Origin of the sequence: Nonomuraea sp. B19D2, assembly GCF_040137845.1 — a bacterium.
Taxonomy (GTDB): domain Bacteria; phylum Actinomycetota; class Actinomycetes; order Streptosporangiales; family Streptosporangiaceae; genus Nonomuraea.
This window is the reverse complement of the sequence record NZ_JBEFAK010000046.1, coordinates 46,317-63,396: the sequence shown is the minus strand read 5'-3', so window position 1 is coordinate 63,396 and position 17,080 is coordinate 46,317. Positions and strand designations below refer to the sequence as shown.

General features: G+C 69.3%; 16 protein-coding genes. 11 read left to right on the top strand and 5 right to left on the bottom strand.

The genetic code is table 11. The features are described from left to right. Positions 1–54: 54 nt before the first annotated feature. Complete coding sequence (locus ABN273_RS47870; RefSeq protein WP_349456282.1) at positions 55–507, top strand: MarR family transcriptional regulator; 453 nt, start codon at positions 55–57, stop codon at positions 505–507. Here the strand turns inward: ABN273_RS47870 and ABN273_RS47865 are convergent. After that, positions 504–1,283 carry an ABC transporter permease gene (locus ABN273_RS47865; RefSeq protein ID WP_349456281.1) on the bottom strand — a complete coding sequence of 260 codons (780 nt, stop codon included), beginning with the start codon at positions 1,281–1,283 and terminating at the stop codon, positions 504–506. The two genes, ABN273_RS47870 and ABN273_RS47865, sit on opposite strands and share 4 nt — an antisense overlap. Further along, complete coding sequence (locus ABN273_RS47860; protein WP_349456279.1) at positions 1,280–2,218, bottom strand: ATP-binding cassette domain-containing protein; 939 nt, start codon at positions 2,216–2,218, stop codon at positions 1,280–1,282. Before ABN273_RS47860 ends, ABN273_RS47865 begins: the two co-directional genes overlap by 4 nt. A gap of 82 nt (positions 2,219–2,300) precedes the next feature. On the opposite strand from ABN273_RS47860, the gene ABN273_RS47855 reads away from it, so the two are divergent. Both ABN273_RS47855 and ABN273_RS47850 read left to right on the top strand, forming a co-directional pair. Then, on the top strand, positions 2,301–3,083 hold the full coding sequence (locus tag ABN273_RS47855) for a TetR/AcrR family transcriptional regulator (protein WP_349456277.1): 783 nt from the start codon (positions 2,301–2,303) through the stop codon (positions 3,081–3,083). 255 nt (positions 3,084–3,338) lie between these two features. Then, the gene (locus ABN273_RS47850; protein WP_349456275.1) at positions 3,339–3,641 is read left to right on the top strand and encodes a helix-turn-helix domain-containing protein; all 303 of its coding nucleotides are present in this window, start codon (positions 3,339–3,341) and stop codon (positions 3,639–3,641) included. Between the two features lie 99 nt (positions 3,642–3,740). Here ABN273_RS47850 and ABN273_RS47845 read toward each other — a convergent pair whose 3' ends face one another. Together ABN273_RS47845 and ABN273_RS47840 are read right to left on the bottom strand one after the other, a co-directional pair. Further along, positions 3,741–4,700: an SIS domain-containing protein gene (locus tag ABN273_RS47845; protein WP_349456274.1), complete on the bottom strand. Its 960-nt coding sequence runs from the start codon at positions 4,698–4,700 to the stop codon at positions 3,741–3,743. After that, entirely contained in the window at positions 4,697–5,839 is a 1,143-nt protein-coding gene (locus ABN273_RS47840; RefSeq protein WP_349456273.1) for a hypothetical protein, read from the bottom strand. Before ABN273_RS47840 ends, ABN273_RS47845 begins: the two co-directional genes overlap by 4 nt. A gap of 145 nt (positions 5,840–5,984) precedes the next feature. On the opposite strand from ABN273_RS47840, the gene ABN273_RS47835 reads away from it, so the two are divergent. Genes ABN273_RS47835 through ABN273_RS47820 form a run of 4 tightly spaced genes read left to right on the top strand, consistent with a single transcriptional unit; the run spans position 5,985 to position 9,777 of the window. Continuing rightward, a complete protein-coding gene (locus ABN273_RS47835; RefSeq protein ID WP_349456272.1) occupies positions 5,985–7,109 on the top strand; it encodes a polyamine ABC transporter substrate-binding protein in 1,125 nt (374 codons plus the stop codon). A 5-nt stretch (positions 7,110–7,114) separates the two neighbouring features. Next, positions 7,115–7,969 (top strand): ABC transporter permease, encoded by an 855-nt coding sequence (locus ABN273_RS47830; protein ID WP_349456271.1) that lies wholly within the window; start codon positions 7,115–7,117, stop codon positions 7,967–7,969. After that, complete coding sequence (locus ABN273_RS47825; protein WP_349456270.1) at positions 7,962–8,741, top strand: ABC transporter permease; 780 nt, start codon at positions 7,962–7,964, stop codon at positions 8,739–8,741. The genes ABN273_RS47830 and ABN273_RS47825 overlap by 8 nt, the downstream gene beginning before the upstream one ends. Next, on the top strand, positions 8,728–9,777 hold the full coding sequence (locus ABN273_RS47820; protein ID WP_349456269.1) for an ABC transporter ATP-binding protein: 1,050 nt from the start codon (positions 8,728–8,730) through the stop codon (positions 9,775–9,777). Before ABN273_RS47825 ends, ABN273_RS47820 begins: the two co-directional genes overlap by 14 nt. A gap of 2 nt (positions 9,778–9,779) precedes the next feature. Here ABN273_RS47820 and ABN273_RS47815 read toward each other — a convergent pair whose 3' ends face one another. After that, the gene (locus ABN273_RS47815) at positions 9,780–10,385 is read right to left on the bottom strand and encodes a TetR/AcrR family transcriptional regulator (RefSeq protein ID WP_349456268.1); all 606 of its coding nucleotides are present in this window, start codon (positions 10,383–10,385) and stop codon (positions 9,780–9,782) included. A gap of 125 nt (positions 10,386–10,510) precedes the next feature. Here ABN273_RS47815 and ABN273_RS47810 point away from each other — a divergent pair, with 125 nt between their 5' ends. The 4 genes from ABN273_RS47810 to ABN273_RS47795 all read left to right on the top strand — a co-directional run bounded on the left by ABN273_RS47810 (position 10,511) and on the right by ABN273_RS47795 (position 17,074). Beyond that, positions 10,511–11,782, top strand: coding sequence for a glycosyltransferase (locus ABN273_RS47810; protein WP_349456267.1), 1,272 nt, complete (start codon positions 10,511–10,513; stop codon positions 11,780–11,782). A 1-nt stretch (position 11,783) separates the two neighbouring features. Continuing rightward, positions 11,784–13,181 carry an aminobutyraldehyde dehydrogenase gene (locus tag ABN273_RS47805; protein WP_349456266.1) on the top strand — a complete coding sequence of 466 codons (1,398 nt, stop codon included), beginning with the start codon at positions 11,784–11,786 and terminating at the stop codon, positions 13,179–13,181. Positions 13,182–13,430: 249 nt separating this feature from the next. Next, positions 13,431–16,655 carry a sensor histidine kinase gene (locus tag ABN273_RS47800; protein ID WP_349456265.1) on the top strand — a complete coding sequence of 1,075 codons (3,225 nt, stop codon included), beginning with the start codon at positions 13,431–13,433 and terminating at the stop codon, positions 16,653–16,655. Continuing rightward, positions 16,652–17,074, top strand: a complete 423-nt coding sequence (locus ABN273_RS47795) for a roadblock/LC7 domain-containing protein (protein ID WP_090935862.1) — start codon at positions 16,652–16,654, stop codon at positions 17,072–17,074. Before ABN273_RS47800 ends, ABN273_RS47795 begins: the two co-directional genes overlap by 4 nt. Positions 17,075–17,080: the final 6 nt, after the last annotated feature.

Below are 17,080 nucleotides of genomic sequence, written 5' to 3'. Positions count from 1 at the left end.
AGACTTCATATTTGCTTTGCAACCAAAGCTAATTTAGACAACAAGGTATTGAGGATGTCAACTGACGGCTTGAGCGTGGACGACGGGATCAGGACGCTGCTGCTGCTGATGCCGCGCATGGTGGGGCGGGTCAAGCGCCTGGGGGTGCCTCCTGAGCTGCAGTCGTTGTCGCTGGCGCCCAGGCATCTGTCGCTGCTGGCGTACCTGCTCTTCGACGGCCCGATGACGGTGAACGAGCTGGCGTCGCGGCTGGAGGTGGCGCCCGCGACGGTGAGCCTGATGGTGGGGGATCTGAGCCGGAAGGGTGTGCTCGACCGGCGCGAGGACGACGCCGACCGGCGCCGCACGATCGTGAGCATCGCCGACCGGCACGCGGAGTCGATCAATGAGTGGCTCGGCTACGGCGCCACGGCCTGGCGTCAGGCGCTGGAGCCGCTCACGCCCGAGCAGCGCCGGATGTTCGTGGACACCCTCCTGGCCTACGAGCAGGCGCTCTCCGGCGGCTAGCGGTCGAGCCGCTGGTATCGGCGTACCGACAGGAAGAAGAAGACGGCGGTGATCACCACCGGCCAGATCACCGCCATCAGGACCGCGTGCTGGGCCACCCACGAGTCCCCGCCCCATCCGCGGTTCCCGAAGAGCTCCCGGGCCGCCGCCACCGTGGACGACAGGGGGTTCCACTCGGAGATCGCCCCCAGCCAGCCCGGCATCGTGCCCGGCGCGACGAAGGCGTTCGACAGGAAGCCGATCGGGAACTCCAGGGTCTGCACCGCCACCACCGCGCCCGGCTCCTTGGCCAGCAGCCCCAGGTACATGCCGGCCCAGAGCAGCGAGAAGCGCAGGAGCAGCAGCAGGCCCACCGCGCCCAGGGCGCCGGAGAGCGAGGAGGGGCGCCAGCCCACCGCCAGGCCGCAGGCCAGGAGCCCGGCCAGGACCAGGACCGAGTTGAGCAGGTCCGCGACGGCCCGGCCGATCAGCACGGCCGAGGGTGCCATGGGCATGGAACGGAAGCGGTCGGTGACGCCCTTGGACGCGTCGGTGGTGACGGCGACCATGGTGGCGCTCAGCCCGAAGAGCATCGTCATGCCGTACATGCCGGGCATGAGGAAGGTGAAGTAGTCAGCCCCCGGGGGCACCTCGACCGCGCCGCCGAACAGGTAGCCGAAGGCCAAGGTGATCATCACGGGGAAGAGGACCCCGAACACCACCGTCATCGGCTGGTTGGCCCAGTGGATCAGGTCGCGGCGGGCGACCGTCCACCCGTCGGCCAGAGCCCATCTCATCTCGCGTCTCCTCGGCGGTTGGTGAGGTTCAGGAAGACTTCGTCCAGCGTGGGGCGGCGCAGCGCGACATCCTCGACCGCGATCCCGGTCGCCGCCAGGGCCGTGAGGACTTCCGTGAGGGCCTGCACCCGCTCGTCCACCGGCGCGCTCACGTGCCTGGTGTCCCGGTCGACCTCGGCCGGTCCGGACGCCACCCGCCCGGCGATCGCGGCGGCCTCGTCGAGCCGCGCCGGGTCGTGGATCACCACGTCGAGCCGGTCGCCGCCGAGCTTGGACTTGAGCTCGTCCGGTGTGCCCTCGGCCACCACCCGCCCGGAGTCGATCACCGAGATCCGGTCCGCGAGCTGGTCGGCCTCCTCGAGGTACTGGGTGGTCAGCAGCACGGTCGTGCCGCCCGCCACGAGTTCGCGCACCGCGCGCCAGATCTCCGCGCGGCTGCGCGGGTCCAGCCCGGTCGTCGGCTCGTCGAGGAACAGCACCGGCGGCGCGAGGATCATGCTGGCCGCGAGGTCGAGCCTGCGCCGCATGCCGCCCGAGTACTCCTTGGCCGGCCCCTTGTGGTCCAGCCCGAACCGTTCGAGCAGCTCGCCCGCCCTGGCCCGGGCCTTGGGCGCGCTGAGGTGGTAGAGGCGGCCGAACAGCTCGAGGTTCTGCCGGCCGGTCAGGATCTCGTCCACCGCCGCGTGCTGGCCGACCAGGCCGATGCTGCGGCGTACCTGGCGGGGCTGGGTCGCCACGTCGAACCCCGCGACCTCGGCGCGGCCGCCCGAGGCCCGCAGGAGCGTGGTGAGGATGCGGACGGCCGTGGTCTTGCCGGCGCCGTTGGGGCCGAGCAGGCCGCACACCATGCCCCGGCCCACGTCGAGATCGATCCCGTCCAGCGCGGGCTTGTCTCCGTACGTCTTGCGCAGGTCCTGCGCGAGCACCGCTGACATACGTGTCCCTTCCCTGATTTCGTACGGCGTACCGTACAGCATACGGTTGAGTTCGCGCAATCGTACGGTGTACCGTACGAATGTGACCGTTGAGTACTCCGGGAAGGGCGACCCCGCGCGCAGCCTGGCCCTGCTCTGGCGCACCAGTGAGCGCGCCAGCCGCAAGGGCAAGCCCGAGCTGAGCGTCGACCGCATCGTGCGCGCAGCCATCGAGGTCGCCGACGCCGAGGGGCTGCAGGCGCTGTCCATGCGGCGCGTGGCCGAGCGGCTGGGTGTCGGGACGATGTCGCTCTATACGTACGTCCCGGGCAAACCCGAGCTGTTCGACGTCATGCTCGACACCGTCTACGGAGAGACGGCCAGGCCGGAGGACGTGCCCGGCGGATGGCGGGGCAGGCTGGAGCAGATCGCCAGGGAGAACTGGGCGCTCTACCTGCGCCATCCGTGGCTGCTGCAGGTGGCGGCGAGCCGGCCCGTGCTTGGCCCGAACGTCACGGCGAAGTACGACTACGAGCTGCGCGCCGTGGACGGCATCGGCCTGTCGGACCTGGAGATGGACTCGGTGATCACCCTGGTCACCGGGTTCGTGCACGGGACGGCCAGGGGCGCGGTGGAGGCCGCCCAGGCGGAGAGCCAGACGGGCATGACCGACGAGCAGTGGTGGGCCGCGCACGCGCCCTTCTTCAGCCGCATCGCCGACGCCGGCCGCTTCCCCACGGCCTCGCGCGTCGGCCAGGCCGCCGGCGAGCAGCTCAACGCGGCCTACAGCCCGGAGCACGCCTTCGAGTTCGGCCTGCAGCGCGTGCTCGACGGCATCGAGGCGCTGGTGAACAGGCGGGCGAGGCCTACTCCGCCGGGCAAGTGAGCGGGGCAATGAGGCTCGGCCGAGCGCTCTCAAGCCGATGTGTCGAAGAGTGATGTACCTGCCAAGTCCATCGGACTGAAGGAACTACGGCATGCGGCACGCTGCGCATTGCTTTTGTGGCGCATGGCGGGACGTTGGTGCTTCTGTTGTCTCACGGTGACAAGGCAACGTTGACAGCAAGAAGTTCTACAGCGAGTTGATCGAGGTCGCGTTGGAGCGCTACCAGCAGTGGCTCGCCGGCAAAGAGGAGGGCAAGTGAAGCACGACGACAGCGCCCTGGCTGAAATCTTCGACGCGCCTGGTGAGATGGAAGAGATTCGTCGGCGGGCGGCGCGTCGAGTCGCGGGGCTTCGCTTGGGAGAGATACGCAGGCGTAGGGGGCTGACACAACAGGTGGTGGCCGAGCGCATGGGGGTGAGCCAGAAGCGGGTGTCCGCTATCGAATCCGCCATGCTGTCCAACATCAAGGTGTCGACCCTCGCTGCCTACGCCGAGGCGCTGGGCGGCAGCCTGGATGTGTCCATTGACATTGATGATCTCCATCTGACCGTGGCGTAGTCAGGCCGGTCGCGGGTGCCGGCGCACGGACGCGCGGGAGCGGCAGGCGGTCAAGAGCACCCTCATCTCGCTCGTCGAGCACGCCCTGGCCGCCCGGCCCTAGCTCGCCGACCACCAGTGGGCGGCGACGAGCTCGGCCACCAGCGTCTCGGTGAGCAGGGCGACGTCCGGGTCGGTGTCGTGGACGTACCTGACGGCGGCCGTGGCGTCCTTCACCTCCGCGCCCACGGTGACCACCGTGGAACCGCGCTCGCGCACCCACTCCATGGCCTGGGCGTCGTAGCGGGAACCGGGGAAGAGCAGGGCTCGGTAGTCGAGGGTCTTGGTGAGGTAGACGTCCACGTGGGACCAGTCGCCGCTCTCGCAGGCGTCGGCCGGGCGGCGCGGGCCCTCGCGGAACATCAGCGCCGACTGCTCGGCCGACGACAGACGCTCGGCCGGGGCGATGGTGTAGACGCCGTGCTCGCCGTCCAGCAGCTCCATCGTCAGGGGGAGCCACTCGTCCCTGCGGTCCAGGAGGTCCTCGGTGGCCTCGGCGGCCCGCTCGACCAGCCGGGGCACATCGCGGTCGGTCCCGGTGAGGTGAGCCTCCAGAGCCAGGAGGAGGGCCAGCGTGTGCTGGAACGTACGGCAGGCCACGCCGCCGCGCTCCTCGCCCGCCCGCATGTCGACGACCAGACCGGCCGCCTGGGTGAGGGGCGAGCCGGGGGAGTTGGTGAGCGCCGCGAGGAAGGACGGGCCGTTCGCGTACCGTTCCGTGGCGTCGAGCGTCTCCCTGCTCTTGCCCGTGGCCGAGATCGGGATGACCAGGGTGTCCTCGGCGGCCGGACAGGTGGCGGCGGCCGAGGCGTAGTCGGCGTACGCGTCGATGCCCGCGGCGCGCAGGCGCAGGGCGGCAACGCCCGCGGCGTACCTGGAGCTGCCCATGCCCAGGAAGAGCACCCTGGTGAGGCCGCTCGGGAGCCGCTCGAAGGGGCTCTCCGCCCGGAGCGCGCCCGCCAGGCTCCGCAGGGCGGCCGGCTTGGCCTCCAGGTCGGACAGGTAGAGCTCGGAATTCACGTGACGTTCTCCTCTTGGTACCAGGTGCGCAGGACACCCATGGGGGCGTAGCGCCAGCGGGGCAGATGGCGGGCGGCGTAGATCAGCTCGCGGCACTCCTGCTCCACCTCGAACGGGCGGATCAGCCCTTCGTCCAGGAGATCCGGCCTGTCCTCTTCGGCCAGGCGTTCCTTGTACGCGGCCAGCAGCTCGGCACGGGCCTTCGCCGCCCAGGCGACCGCCTGATCGGGGCGCACGTCCCGCCGTCTGACGGCGACCTGGGCCACGTGCTCGAGGCTCGTGGTGAGCTGGGCCACGTCCCGGGCGGCGGGCTGGCACGGTTCGGCGTCGGTGACGGTCGGGTTGCCGTCGAAGTCGATCACGGCGTAGCCGTCCCGCCACTGGAGGATCTGGCCCACGTGGAGGTCGCCGTGGATCCGGATGCGGGGGCTCGTGATGTCCGCCTGGAGGGGCGCCAGCTCGTGCCTCATGCGTGCCGCTCTGGTGGCCAGCCACGCGCCGTCCTCGCCGTCGGTGAGCTCGAGCGCATCCACGAGTGCGGCCTCCGCCCTGGCCGCCGCACGGGTGCGCGCTTTACCGGCCGAGGGAACATCGGAGGGGAAGGTGGCGAGGGCGAGGTGGAGGCCGGCGGCGAGGCGGCCGATGGCGGGAGCGAAGCGCGTGCTGCCGGCGACGGCCTCGTCGACGCACCACTCCCAGCCGTCGCGGGCCTCCGGCAGATAGCCGGTGACCAAGGCGAGGAGCTCCTCGTGCGCGCCCACCGTGCGGGTCAGGGCAGCGTATGGCGGGGCAGTGTCGTTGAAGCCCGCCTCAACGAGATGGGCGAAGATCTCCGGAGTGGGGTGGGGCAGGGGGACCGGTGGGGTGAGCCACTTGACCACGACCTGCTCGTCCACCACCACCGAGTAGTTCGTCTGGTCCACGTGAGGGCCGAAGTCACGCTCACCTGGGGCCCCAGTGTGGAGATCTCCAAGCCGGTACGAGAGGGTTGGCAACGGCAGAAACCAGCGCACTCCGAACGGCTCCGGCACCTGGTCCTGGAGCAGCAGCAGGAGCACCGCAGTGAGGCCGCGGTCTCTGGCGGTGAGCGGCGACTCACCGAGAGAGAGCAGCCGGGTGGCTATTGAATCCCAATTCAACTCGTAGACCAAACTTCCAGGTAGCAATGTCAGCAAAAGTCTTGCTCATGTTGATTTACCCTGCAACACTCCTGCTCTGGTCTGCTGTGTCCGGTAAGGTCGCGCGACCCCTCAAACAGCACAAATTTCAGAAGGAGTAGCGGCCGTGTCCCGTACCCGGTTCACCCGTCGTCTCCCGGCCGCCATGGCGGCGGTCGGCCTCACGCTTGCCGTCTCGGCGTGCGGCGGTGAGTCGTCGACCAGCTCAGAAGGCGCGGCCGTGGCGGCGGCCGACCAGCTCAAGCCGAACGCGGACCTGTCGCAGCAGACACTCCAGATCACGGTCTGGGACGGCTACACGCCCAAGGAGCTGCCCCAGAGGGTCAAGGAGAAGCTCAAGGTCAAGGACATGAAGGTCGCGCTGCACGCCACCAACGAGGAGGCGATGACCAAGCTCACCGCCCCCGGTGACAGCGGCGTCGACGTGGCGTTCGTGTCGGGCCAGTACGCCCAGGCGCTCAACGCGGCCGGCCTGCTGGAGCCGATCCACCCCGAGCTGATCCCCAACCTGGCCAACCTCTACCCGGAGGCCACCCAGCTCTCCTACGACAAGGGCAACAAGTACTCGGTGCCCTACACCTGGGGCACGACCGGCATCTGTTACCGCAGCGACCTGGTGAAGGCCGAGCCGACGAGTTGGAACGATCTCCTCAAGCCGCCCGCCTGGGCTGACAAGAAGATCACCATGATGACCACCGAGCGCTGGCTGGCCCTGCCCGCGCTCAAGGCGCTCGGCTACTCGGTCAACACCGACAAGGACGACGAGATCGCGAAGGTCAAGGACGCCCTCCTCGCGCAGAAGCCCCACCTGCTCACCTACGACGACACCACGTTCGGCGACAAGCTGAAGTCCGGCGAGGCCGTCATGGTCGAGGCGTGGGACGGCTGGTGCCCGACCACGGACGAGAAGAACAACATCAAGTTCGTGGTGCCGAAGGAGGGCAGCGACCTCTGGGTGGACACCATGGTGATCATGAAGTCCTCCAAGAACAAGGAGGCCGCGCACGCTCTGATCAACTTCATCCTCGACCCCGAGATCCACAGCTGGGCCGCCGAGAACATCAACTACAAGGTCCCGAACAAGGCCGCCATGGAGAAGGTCACGGTCCCGAAGGGCTCGCTGCTCGGCATCAAGCCCGCCGAGCTGCTCAACGGTGAGTCGATCGTCGACCTGGGCCAGGCGTCGACCAAGTACACGCGCCTGTCGACCGAGATCACGGCACAGCAGTAACCACGGTGAAGTCTGAGGTCAAGGCCCGGCCGGTGTCCCGTTGGCGGGGGCGCCGGCTGGGTGCGTTCGTCTTCCTGTCACCCGGTGTCACCTACCTGATCGTGCTGCTGCTGGTGCCGCTGGCGCTGGTGCTCAGCAACACGGTGTTCCAGCGAGGCCGCTTCGGCGGCATCGTCTACGAGTTCACCACCGAGAACTTCGAGCGCCTGGCCGACCCGCTCTATCTGGGCGTGGTGGTCACCTCGCTGAAGCTCGCAGCGCTGACGACCCTGGTCGCGCTGCTGATCGGCTATCCGACGGCGTACGTGATCGCGCAGCTCCCGCGGAAATGGAAGACGGTGGCACTGGTCGCGATCGTGCTGCCGTTCTGGACGAACTTCATCATCCGCGTGTACGCGTGGATCATGCTGCTCAGCGGCCCCGGCCTGGTCAACTCGCTGCTGGGCACGCAGCTGGAGCTGCTGTACAAGCAGGGCACGATCGTCGCCGGGCTGCTCTACTCGTATCTGCCGCTGATGGTGCTGCCGCTGTACGCGGCGATCGAGCGGCTCGACCCGCAGCTCAGGGAGGCCTCGGCGAACCTGGGCGCCTCCGGGTTCACCACGTTCAGGAAGGTCACACTCCCGCTGACGGTGCCTGGCGTGATGACCGGGTGCCTGTTCGTCTTCGTGCCGAGCTTCGGCAACTTCGTCATCCCCGAGATCCTGGGCGGCAGCAAGTCGATCATGGTGGGCAACCTGATCCGCGACCAGTTCCTGAAGGCCCGCGACTGGCCGTTCGGCGCCACGCTCGCGCTGGCGCTCATCGCGGTGCTGATCGTGCTGCTCCTCGCGCAGGCATGGGTGGCCCGCCGTGCGTAGGTCAAAGTTCTTGTATGTCCCGTTCTGGGCCACGTACGTCTTCCTCTACCTGCCGATCGTCGTGCTGGTCGTCATGTCGTTCAACTCCGGCAAGTCGGCGTACACGTACGAGGGCTTCAGCCTCAAGTGGTACGGCGAGCTGGCCCGCGACGAGCGGGTCAGGGACGGCCTGGTCAACACGCTGATCGTGGCCGCGGGCTCCACGGTGATCGCCACGGTGCTGGGCACACTCCTTGCCGTCGGGCTGGCCAGGTACAGCAGGTCGAAGTTGCTGGACGCCATCGCGCTCATGCCGGCCGTGCTGCCCGATCTGGTGATCGCGATCGGCCTGCTGCTGTTCTACGGCGTGATCGCGCTCACGCTCGGCCTGTACTCGGTGGTGCTCGCCCACGGCCTGTTCTCGATGTCGTTCGTGGCGGCGGTGGTGCGCACGAGGCTCGCCAACTCCGACACCTCGCTGGAGGAGGCCTCGCGCGACCTGGGCGCCGGGCCGGTGGAGACGTTCATCAGGATCACGCTGCCGCAGCTCGCGCCGGGCATCGTCGCGGGCGCGCTGCTGGCGTTCACGCTGTCGCTGGACGAGTTCGTGATCGCGTTCTTCACGATCGGCAACAGCGAGCAGACGCTGCCGATCGTCATCTACTCAATGATCCGTTTCGGAGTGACCCCGAAGATCAACGCGCTGGCCGCGATCCTGCTCCTCGTGAGCTTCACGGCCGTGATCGCCGGGCAGCGTATGACCAAGATCGGTGAGGCTCGTGCTCAAGATTGATGGCATCACCCGCAGGTTCGGTGACGTCACCGCGCTCGACGACGTGTCGCTGGAGATCGGCCAGGGCGAGTTCTTCGCCCTGCTCGGCCCCTCGGGCTGCGGCAAGACCACACTGCTGCGCATCATCGCCGGGTTCGAGACGCCCGACGCGGGCTCGGTGACCCTCGACGGCGACGACCTGCTGTCCAAGCAGCCGAACCGGCGGCCGATCAGCCTCATGTTCCAGTCGTACGCGCTGTTCCCCCACATGACCGTGGCCAAGAACGTGGCCTACGGGCTTGAGCGCGAGCGGCTGCCCCGCCAGGAGATCAAGCAGCGCGTTGGTGAGGTGCTGGAGACCGTCGGGCTGTCGGCGCACGGCGGCCGCAAGCCCGCCCAGCTCTCCGGCGGCCAGCGGCAGCGGGTCGCGTTGGCCCGCTCCATCGTCAAGCGGCCCCGCCTGCTGCTGCTCGACGAGCCGCTGTCGGCCCTGGACAAGAAGGTCCGCGCCGACATGCAGCTGGAGCTCAAGCGGCTGCAGCACGAGGTCGGCATCACGTTCGTGGTCGTCACGCACGACCAGGAGGAGGCCATGTCGCTGGCCGACCGCATCGCGGTCTTCGACCGCGGCAGCGTGCGCCAGGTGGACGAGCCGGTCGCGCTCTACGAGCGGCCCCGCACGCCGTTCGTGGCCGACTTCGTCGGCGCCAACAACCTCTTCCACGGCACGGCCGGCGGGCCCGACGGGATCAACACCGACGAGTTCGGCATGCTGGCCGGCACCCCGCTGGAGGAGCTGGCAGCGGGCGCCAAGGCACTGCTGGCGGTCCGGCCCGAGAAGGTCGAGCTGGCCGACGAGAACGCCACGCGCGGCCTCAAGGGCAGCGTCCTGGACGTCAGCTTCTACGGCGGCGTGTCGCACATCTCCGTGGACGTGCCGGGCCGCGCCAAGCCGCTGCTCGTCGCCGTGCAGGGGGCGAGCTCGATGGAGGTGGGCGCCAAGGTCAAGGTGCGCTGGAACGCCGAGGACGCGGTCATCATGGCGGTCTATCCATGATGTCAGCGGGCCAGGTCGTTGCCCGTGGCCGCGCGCGCGTACGACAGGATCAGCTCGGCCGCCTCGGCCGGGCCGATGACCGGGTGCCTGGCCGTGATGCGGTAGCCGTACGCGTCCTCCAGCGCCACCAGGTTGCGTGCGATGGTCAGCGAGTCGGCGCTCAGCTTGAACACCCCGAGCGCCGCCCCGGTGTCCAGGATCGCCTGGTACATCGACACCTGGCGGTCGTAGAGCGAGGTGAGCAGCACCCCGTAGACCCGGTTGCGGCCCGCGGCCCCGCCCAGCTCGTTGAGCAGGCGCACGTCGGGGTCGAGCGGCCCGGTCGGCAGCCCCGACCTGACCGTGACGACCAGCTTCTCGACCGGGTCGGTGAGCGCGGCGAGGTGCCGCACGCGCTGCTCGTAGAAGCGCTCCATGCCCGCGTGCTGCGCCTCGACCAGCAGCTCGCTGAGGTCGGGGTAGTGGTAGAGCACCGCGCCGGAGGTGAGCCCGGCCTCCTCGGCGACGTGCGAGAGCTGTACGCCGTCGATGCCGTGGCGGATGATGGCCCTGCGCGCGGCCTCGATCAAGTCGATGCGCCGGTCACTACGGCTCTTGCGCTGTGCCACCCGCACCACCCTCACTCGTTTGGCTGCTGTTCAGTTGGCCGTGACCATAGTGCCCGTTACTTGACCTCCACGCTAGATGAGTTCTTGAATTCCTCTTCAAATCGATGAGTTCCCCCGGAGTCTCGATGTCTCTCACCATCCTGTTCATGCCGGAAAGCGCGTACGGCCCGACCAACAACTGCATAGGCATCGGCGACATCCTCCGCCGCCGCGGCCACCGCGTCGTCTTCGCCGCCGAGGCGTCGTGGAAGGGCAAGCTCGAGGCGCTCGGCTTCGAGGAGGACCTCGTGGACCTCGCCCCGCCGCCCGAGAACGCGGAGGAGCAGGACCCGGGCCAGTTCTGGAAGGACTTCATCCGGGAGACCGCGCCCGAGTACCGCAAGAGCACGCTGGAGCAGCTCGAGACCGTCACCAAGCCCATCTGGGTCGAGCTGATCGACGGCGTGAAGTACTGCGAGCCGCAGCTCAAGGCCATCATCGAGCGGGTGAACCCCGACGTCATCGTCGAGGACAACGTGATCACGTTCCCGGCGCTGCTCACCGCGGGCAAGAAGTTCGTCCGCATCGTCTCCTGCAACCCGCTCGAGGTGCGCGGCGAGAACATCGCGCCGGTCTTCTCCGGCCTGCCCGCCGACGACCGCTCCGAGTGGGACGCCTTCCGCGCCGAGTACGACCGCACCCACCGCGAGCTCTGGAGCGCCTTCAACGAGTGGTGCGTCGAGCAGGGCACCGCGCCGCTGCCCGACCTGGACTTCATCCACCAGGGCGACCTGAACCTCTACGTCTACCCGGAGGCCCTCGACTACGCCGACGCCCGCCCGCTCGGCGCGTCGTGGCACCGGCTCGACTCCTCCGTGCGCGAGACCGACGGCGAGTTCACGCTGCCCTTCAAGCGCAACGAGGGGTCGCTGGTCTACTTCTCGCTCGGCTCGCTCGGCTCCTCCGACGTGGAGCTGATGCAGCGGGTGATCGACGTCCTGGCCACCACGCCGCACCAGTACATCGTCTCCAAGGGCCCGCTGCACGGGGAGATCAAGCTGGCCGACAACATGTGGGGCGCGGAGTTCCTCCCGCAGACTAAGATCATCCCACTGTGTGACTTGGTCATCACCCACGGCGGCAACAACACGACCACAGAGGCGCTGCACTTCGGCAAGCCGATGATCCTGCTGCCGCTCTTCTGGGACCAGTACGACAACGCCCAACGGGTCGATGAACTCGGCTATGGTGTCAGGCTCTCCACCTACACCTTCACGGACGACGAACTGAAGGGGGCGGTCGAGCGGCTGCTCGGGGACACCGAGCTGCGTGCCCGGCTCGCCGTCGCGGGCGAGGATATCCGGCGTCGCGACGGCCTGCGCAAGGCCGCCGACCTGATCGAGCAACTTGGCGAGTGACATGCGTGAACTGATCAACCCCGCCACCGGTCTGCCGTGCGCCGAAATTCCGGACACGCCGGTGGAGGGAGTGGCGGCGGCCGTACGCACGGCCCGGGCGGCCTTCGAGGAGTGGTCGCAGGTCACCCCCGCCGACCGTGCCCGGCTGCTGCTGCGGGTGGCCGACCTGGTGGAGGCCGACGCCGAGGAGCTCACCAGGCTCGAGGTGGAGGAGACGGGCAAGCCCGCGGCGGTGTTCAGGGACGGCGAGCTGCCGTTCGCCGCGGACAACCTGCGCTTCTTCGCCGGGGCCGCCCGCTCGCTCGAAGGCTCGGGCGCCGGGGTGTTCAGCCCCGGCTACACCTCGGTCCTGCTGCGCCGCCCCGTCGGCGTGGTGGGCTCCATCGCGCCGTGGAACTTCCCGTTCGTCATGGCCGTCTGGAAGATCGGCCCGGCGGTGGCGGCCGGCAACGCCGTGGTGATCAAGCCGGCGCCGCAGACGCCGCGCACGACGCTGCGGCTGGCCGAGCTGTTCGCCAAGGCGGGCGCGCCCCACGGGCTCGTGCAGGCGGTCACCGGGGACGCGGAGGTCGGCCAGGCGCTGGTCACCGACCCCGGCGTGGACATGGTCAGCGTCACCGGCTCCACGGAGACGGGGCGGGCGGTGATGACCGGGGCCGCGGCCACGCTCAAGCGGGTGCACCTCGAGCTCGGCGGCAAGGCGCCGGCGCTGGTCTTCGAGGACGCGGACCTGGCGGAGATGGCCCGCGGCGTGGCCATGGGGGCGACGTACAACACCGGGCAGGACTGCACTGCCGCCACCCGCGTGTACGTCGCCCGCGAGGTGTACGCGGACGCGGTCGAGGCGCTCCGGGCAACTCTTGCCAAAATAACCGTCGGTGACCCCTGGGACCCGGCCACGGACATCGGCCCGCTGATCTCCGCCGCGCACCGGGAGCGGGTGCACGGGTTCGTCTCCAGGGCCGGCGGGCGCGTGCTGCACGGCGGCGCCGCGATCGAGGGCCCCGGCTTCTTCTACCCGCCCACGCTCGTGACCGACGTCGCGCAGGACAGCGAGATCGTGCAAGGGGAGCTTTTCGGACCGGTGCTCGTCGCGCTACCGTTCGACGGCGAGGACGAGGCGGTCAGGCTGGCCAACGACACCAGGTACGGCCTGGCCTCGTCGGTGTGGTCGCATGACGTCTCCAGGGCCATGCGCGTTTCACATCGGCTCGATGTGGGCGTGACCTGGGTGAACGACCATCTGCCCATCGCCAGCGAGGCGCCGCACGGTGGGGTGAAGGGCAGTGGGTTCGGCAAGGACATGAGCCAGGAGGCGGTCCAGGAGTACTCGGTGACGCGGCACCTGATGGTGAAGCACGCGGCGCCGGCCAACCGGGATTCTTTCCGGCCAGCCTGAAACGTGTACGGCGCTATGTTGCCCAAAGTGAACCCTTGGGCACATGTGATGAGATATGTTCGGTTGGCCGATCTGGTACGGGTTGTGTTCCAATTACCCAGCCGGACAGAATCCCATGCGCCATACGCGTGTCTGATTTTTCGAGCACGTACCGGCGAGAGGTAGCGAGAGTCAGTGAGGACGAAAGACCCCAGGCACACGAGGTCAGGGGAGTACACAGGCGGACGTTTCCGGCTGGGGAACTGGCGTGTGCGCTCCAGGCTGGTCGCGCTGATCCTCATCCCCACGGTCGTGGGTGTGCTTCTCGCCGGCGTGCAGCTGGCCGACGCCATCGGCACCAGCGCCGATTACCGCCGTCTGACCCAGGTCGCCGAGCTCGTGCAGCGCATTGGGGCGCTCAACCACGAGCTCGGCAAGGAACGCACGCTCACCGCGTGGTACGTCGCCGACCGCAGCCGCGGCCAGCGCCTCGTCCAGCTCAAGACGCAGCGGCAGGCCACTGACGCCGCCAAGAAGCAGGCGCTCAGCGCGGCCACGGCCATCGACGCCACCCACTCGGCCCGCGTCCGCGAGGGCGTCGCGAACATGCGCCGCTGGCTCGAGGGCCTCGACAGCCTCCGCACGTCGATGGTCTCGAACGTGCCGCCGCGCGCCGCCATCAGCATCTACACCACCATGATCAGCACCTTCTCCGCGATCCAGGGCGACCTGGGAGACGGTGTCAGCGACGAAACCCTCCAGCGTGAGGTGGCCTCGATCGGCGCGCTCCAGCAGGTCAAGGAGGAGATCTCGCGCCAGCAGATCATCTTGATCGTGGCGCTCGTCGGGCGCCAGCTGGACAGCGACGACCTGTCGGACCTCCTGGGCTCCTGGAACAAGCAGCAGGCCGAACTGGCCGCCTTCGAGCAGGAGGCGGACCCCGCGGACCTGAAGGCGTACCAGCAGCTCATGCGGGGCCCCGAGATCGACCTCGCCGACGCCATGCGCCAGCGCGCGCTCGCCCAGGTGCGCGCGTACAACCGGATCAAGGACCTCGACGTCACCACCCACCGTGACCTGAGCAACTGGTTCGACAGCACCAGCCTGTCCGGCAACGCCCTGCGCAAGGTCGAGGACGGCCTGGCCACCAAGATCGTGGCCAGGACCCGGGACCTGAGCGACACCGAGCAGCGCAACGCGATCATCTCCGGTGCGATGATCCTCGTCCTGCTGCTCCTCGTCCTGATCTTCACCACCCGCGTGGCCGGCTCGCTGGTCCGCCCGCTGCGCCGGCTGCGTGCCGAGGCGCTCCAGGTCGCCACGACCCGGCTGCCCGAGACCGTCCGTGTGCTGCGCGAGTCCGGTGACGGCGCGCACGTGCCCGAGGTGCCGTCGGTCGGCGTCAACACCCGCGACGAGATCGGTGAGGTGGCGCGGGCGTTCGACGAGGTCCACCGCGAGGCGATCCGGCTGGCCGGTGACGAGGCCAAGCTGCGCGCGAACGTCAACTCGATGTTCGTCAACCTCTCCCGCCGCAGCCAGACGCTGGTCGAGCGGCAGCTGCAGCTCATCGAGGGCCTGGAGCAGGGTGAAGAGGACGAGCAGCGGCTCGCGAACCTGTTCAGGCTCGACCACCTGGCCACCCGCATGCGCCGCAACAGCGAGAACCTCCTGGTCCTCGCCGGCCAGGAGGCCGCGCGTAAGTGGAGCGAGCCGGTGCCGCTGGTCGACATCGCCCGCGCCTCGCTGTCCGAGGTCGAGAACTACGAGCGGGTCCAGATCCAGATCCCGTCCGGCACGCTGATCGTCGGCCCGGCCGTCACCGACGCCGTCCACCTGCTCGCCGAGCTGATCGAGAACGCGATCTCGTTCTCCCCCCGCGAGAGCAAGGTCACGGTCACCAGCACGCCCGCCGAGGGCGGCGTGCTCGTGTCGATCAACGACATGGGCATCGGGATGAGCCCGGAGGAGTTGTCGGAGGCCAACTGGCGGCTGGCGAACCCGCCCGTCGTGGACGTTTCGGTGTCGCGGCGCATGGGCCTGTTCGTGGTCGGCCGGCTGGCCTTGCGGCACGGCATCCGCGTGCAGCTCAGCCAGCGGGAGACCGGCGGGCTGAGCGCGCTGGTCATGCTGCCCGACATGCTGATCAGCAGCGGGGTCGGCGTGCCGCAGCAGGGCGGGCAGTACGAGGCGTTCACGACGTTCGACCCGAGCATGTTCGGTGAGCCGTCGCAGAACGGGTCCCGCGCCGCCGACGGGCCCGAGCAGGTCGTCGACACGCAGTGGCCGGGGTCGCTGCCGGTGCCCGGGAGCGCGGGCTGGTCCGCGTTCGGCGAGCAGCCCGCGGCGTTCAACGAGCGGCCGGCCGATGATCGCCCGTTCGAGCAGCCCTTCGGCGAGCAGCCGTCTTTTGGCGAGCAGCCGTCTTTCGGTGAGCAGCCGTCTTTTGGCGAGCAGCCGTCTTTCGGTGAGCAGCCGTCTTTCGGTGAGCGCCAGTCGCCTTTCGCGGACCAGCCGCAGGGCACGCCGGGGGCGCAGGGCGGCGACCAGCCGCGCTGGCCGTCCTTCTCCGACGAGACGCCGCAGCCGGCCCAGCAGTCGTTCGAGGAGCCGCGCTGGCCGTCGTTCGCCGAGGAGACGCCGCAGCCCGCGCAGGAGCCGTTCGCGGAGAACCGGTGGCCGTCCTTCGCGGAGCCGCCGCCCCTGCAGGACGACGAGCCGCGCTGGCCGTCGTTCGCCACCGAGCCGCCGAAGCAGCCGCAGGAGGAGCCGCAGTGGTCGTCGTTCGCCGACCCGCAGCCGCGCAGGTCGCTGTTCGAGGCGGAGGATCGGCCGCGGTCGCAGCTCGGTGACGGGTACCGCCCGCCGTTCGCGGATGAGCCCAAGCCCGCCGACCAGTTCGAGCAGAACGGGCACTCGGACTTCGACAGGTTCGGTCCCGGCGCCTACTCCTCGCAGGACATGACCGGGCCGCTCCCCGTGGTGCGCAACTCGCCCATGGAGGAGCAGGGCGACGAGTTCCTGCCGATCTTCTCGTCGGTCGGGTCCGACTGGTTCCGCCGGCCCGATCCCGAGGTGCTGGGCGCGCGTACCGAGCAGCCACCTCCCGCGAAGGAGGAGGCGCCCGAGATCACGGCCGTGCACCCGGCCGTGCCCGCGGACGCGGCCCCTCCCACGGCCAGCGGGCTGCCCCGGCGCAAGCCTGGCGCGTCCGGGGCGGGCGCGACGTGGTCCTCGCCCGCGGACTCCGGCTTCCAGGCGGCGCAGGCCGCCGCGCAGCCCGCGCAGGGCGGTACCACGCCCTCGGGTCTGCCCCGTCGCGTCCCCAAGGCCAACCTGGTGCCCGGCACGGCCAGCCTCGCCGAGCCCCAGGCTCCGTCACCGGCGCCGCAGGTCTCGCCCGAACGGCTGCGCAGCCGGCTCTCCAGCTTCCAGCAGGGTGTCCGGCAAGGCCGAGCGTTCACCCGCGGAGAAGAGAATGAGGAGGACAAATGAGAGAAATGAGCCAGGGAGCGCGCGGCATAAGCTGGTTGATCACGGACTTCGTGAACAACGTGCCGGGTGTCGCGCACACGGTCGTGGTGTCGTCCGACGGCTTGCCGCTGGCCTTCTCTGAGGGTTTTCCCAAGGACCGGGCCGACCAGCTCGCCGCGGTGGCCTCGGGTGTGATCAGCCTGACCCAGGGCGCTGCGCGGGTCTTCGAGGGCGGTATGGTGACGCAGACCGTTATCGAAATGCAGCGTGGGCTCTTGATGATCATGTCCATCAGCGATGGGTCCTGCTTGGCCGTCCTGGCTGCTCCCGACTGTGACATGGGGTTGGTGGCGTACCAGATGACCTTGCTGGTCGAGCGGGCCGGCCAGGTGCTGACGCCGGCTGTACGCGCCGAGCTGCAAGCGGCCCGCCCCCGCTAGCGGGGC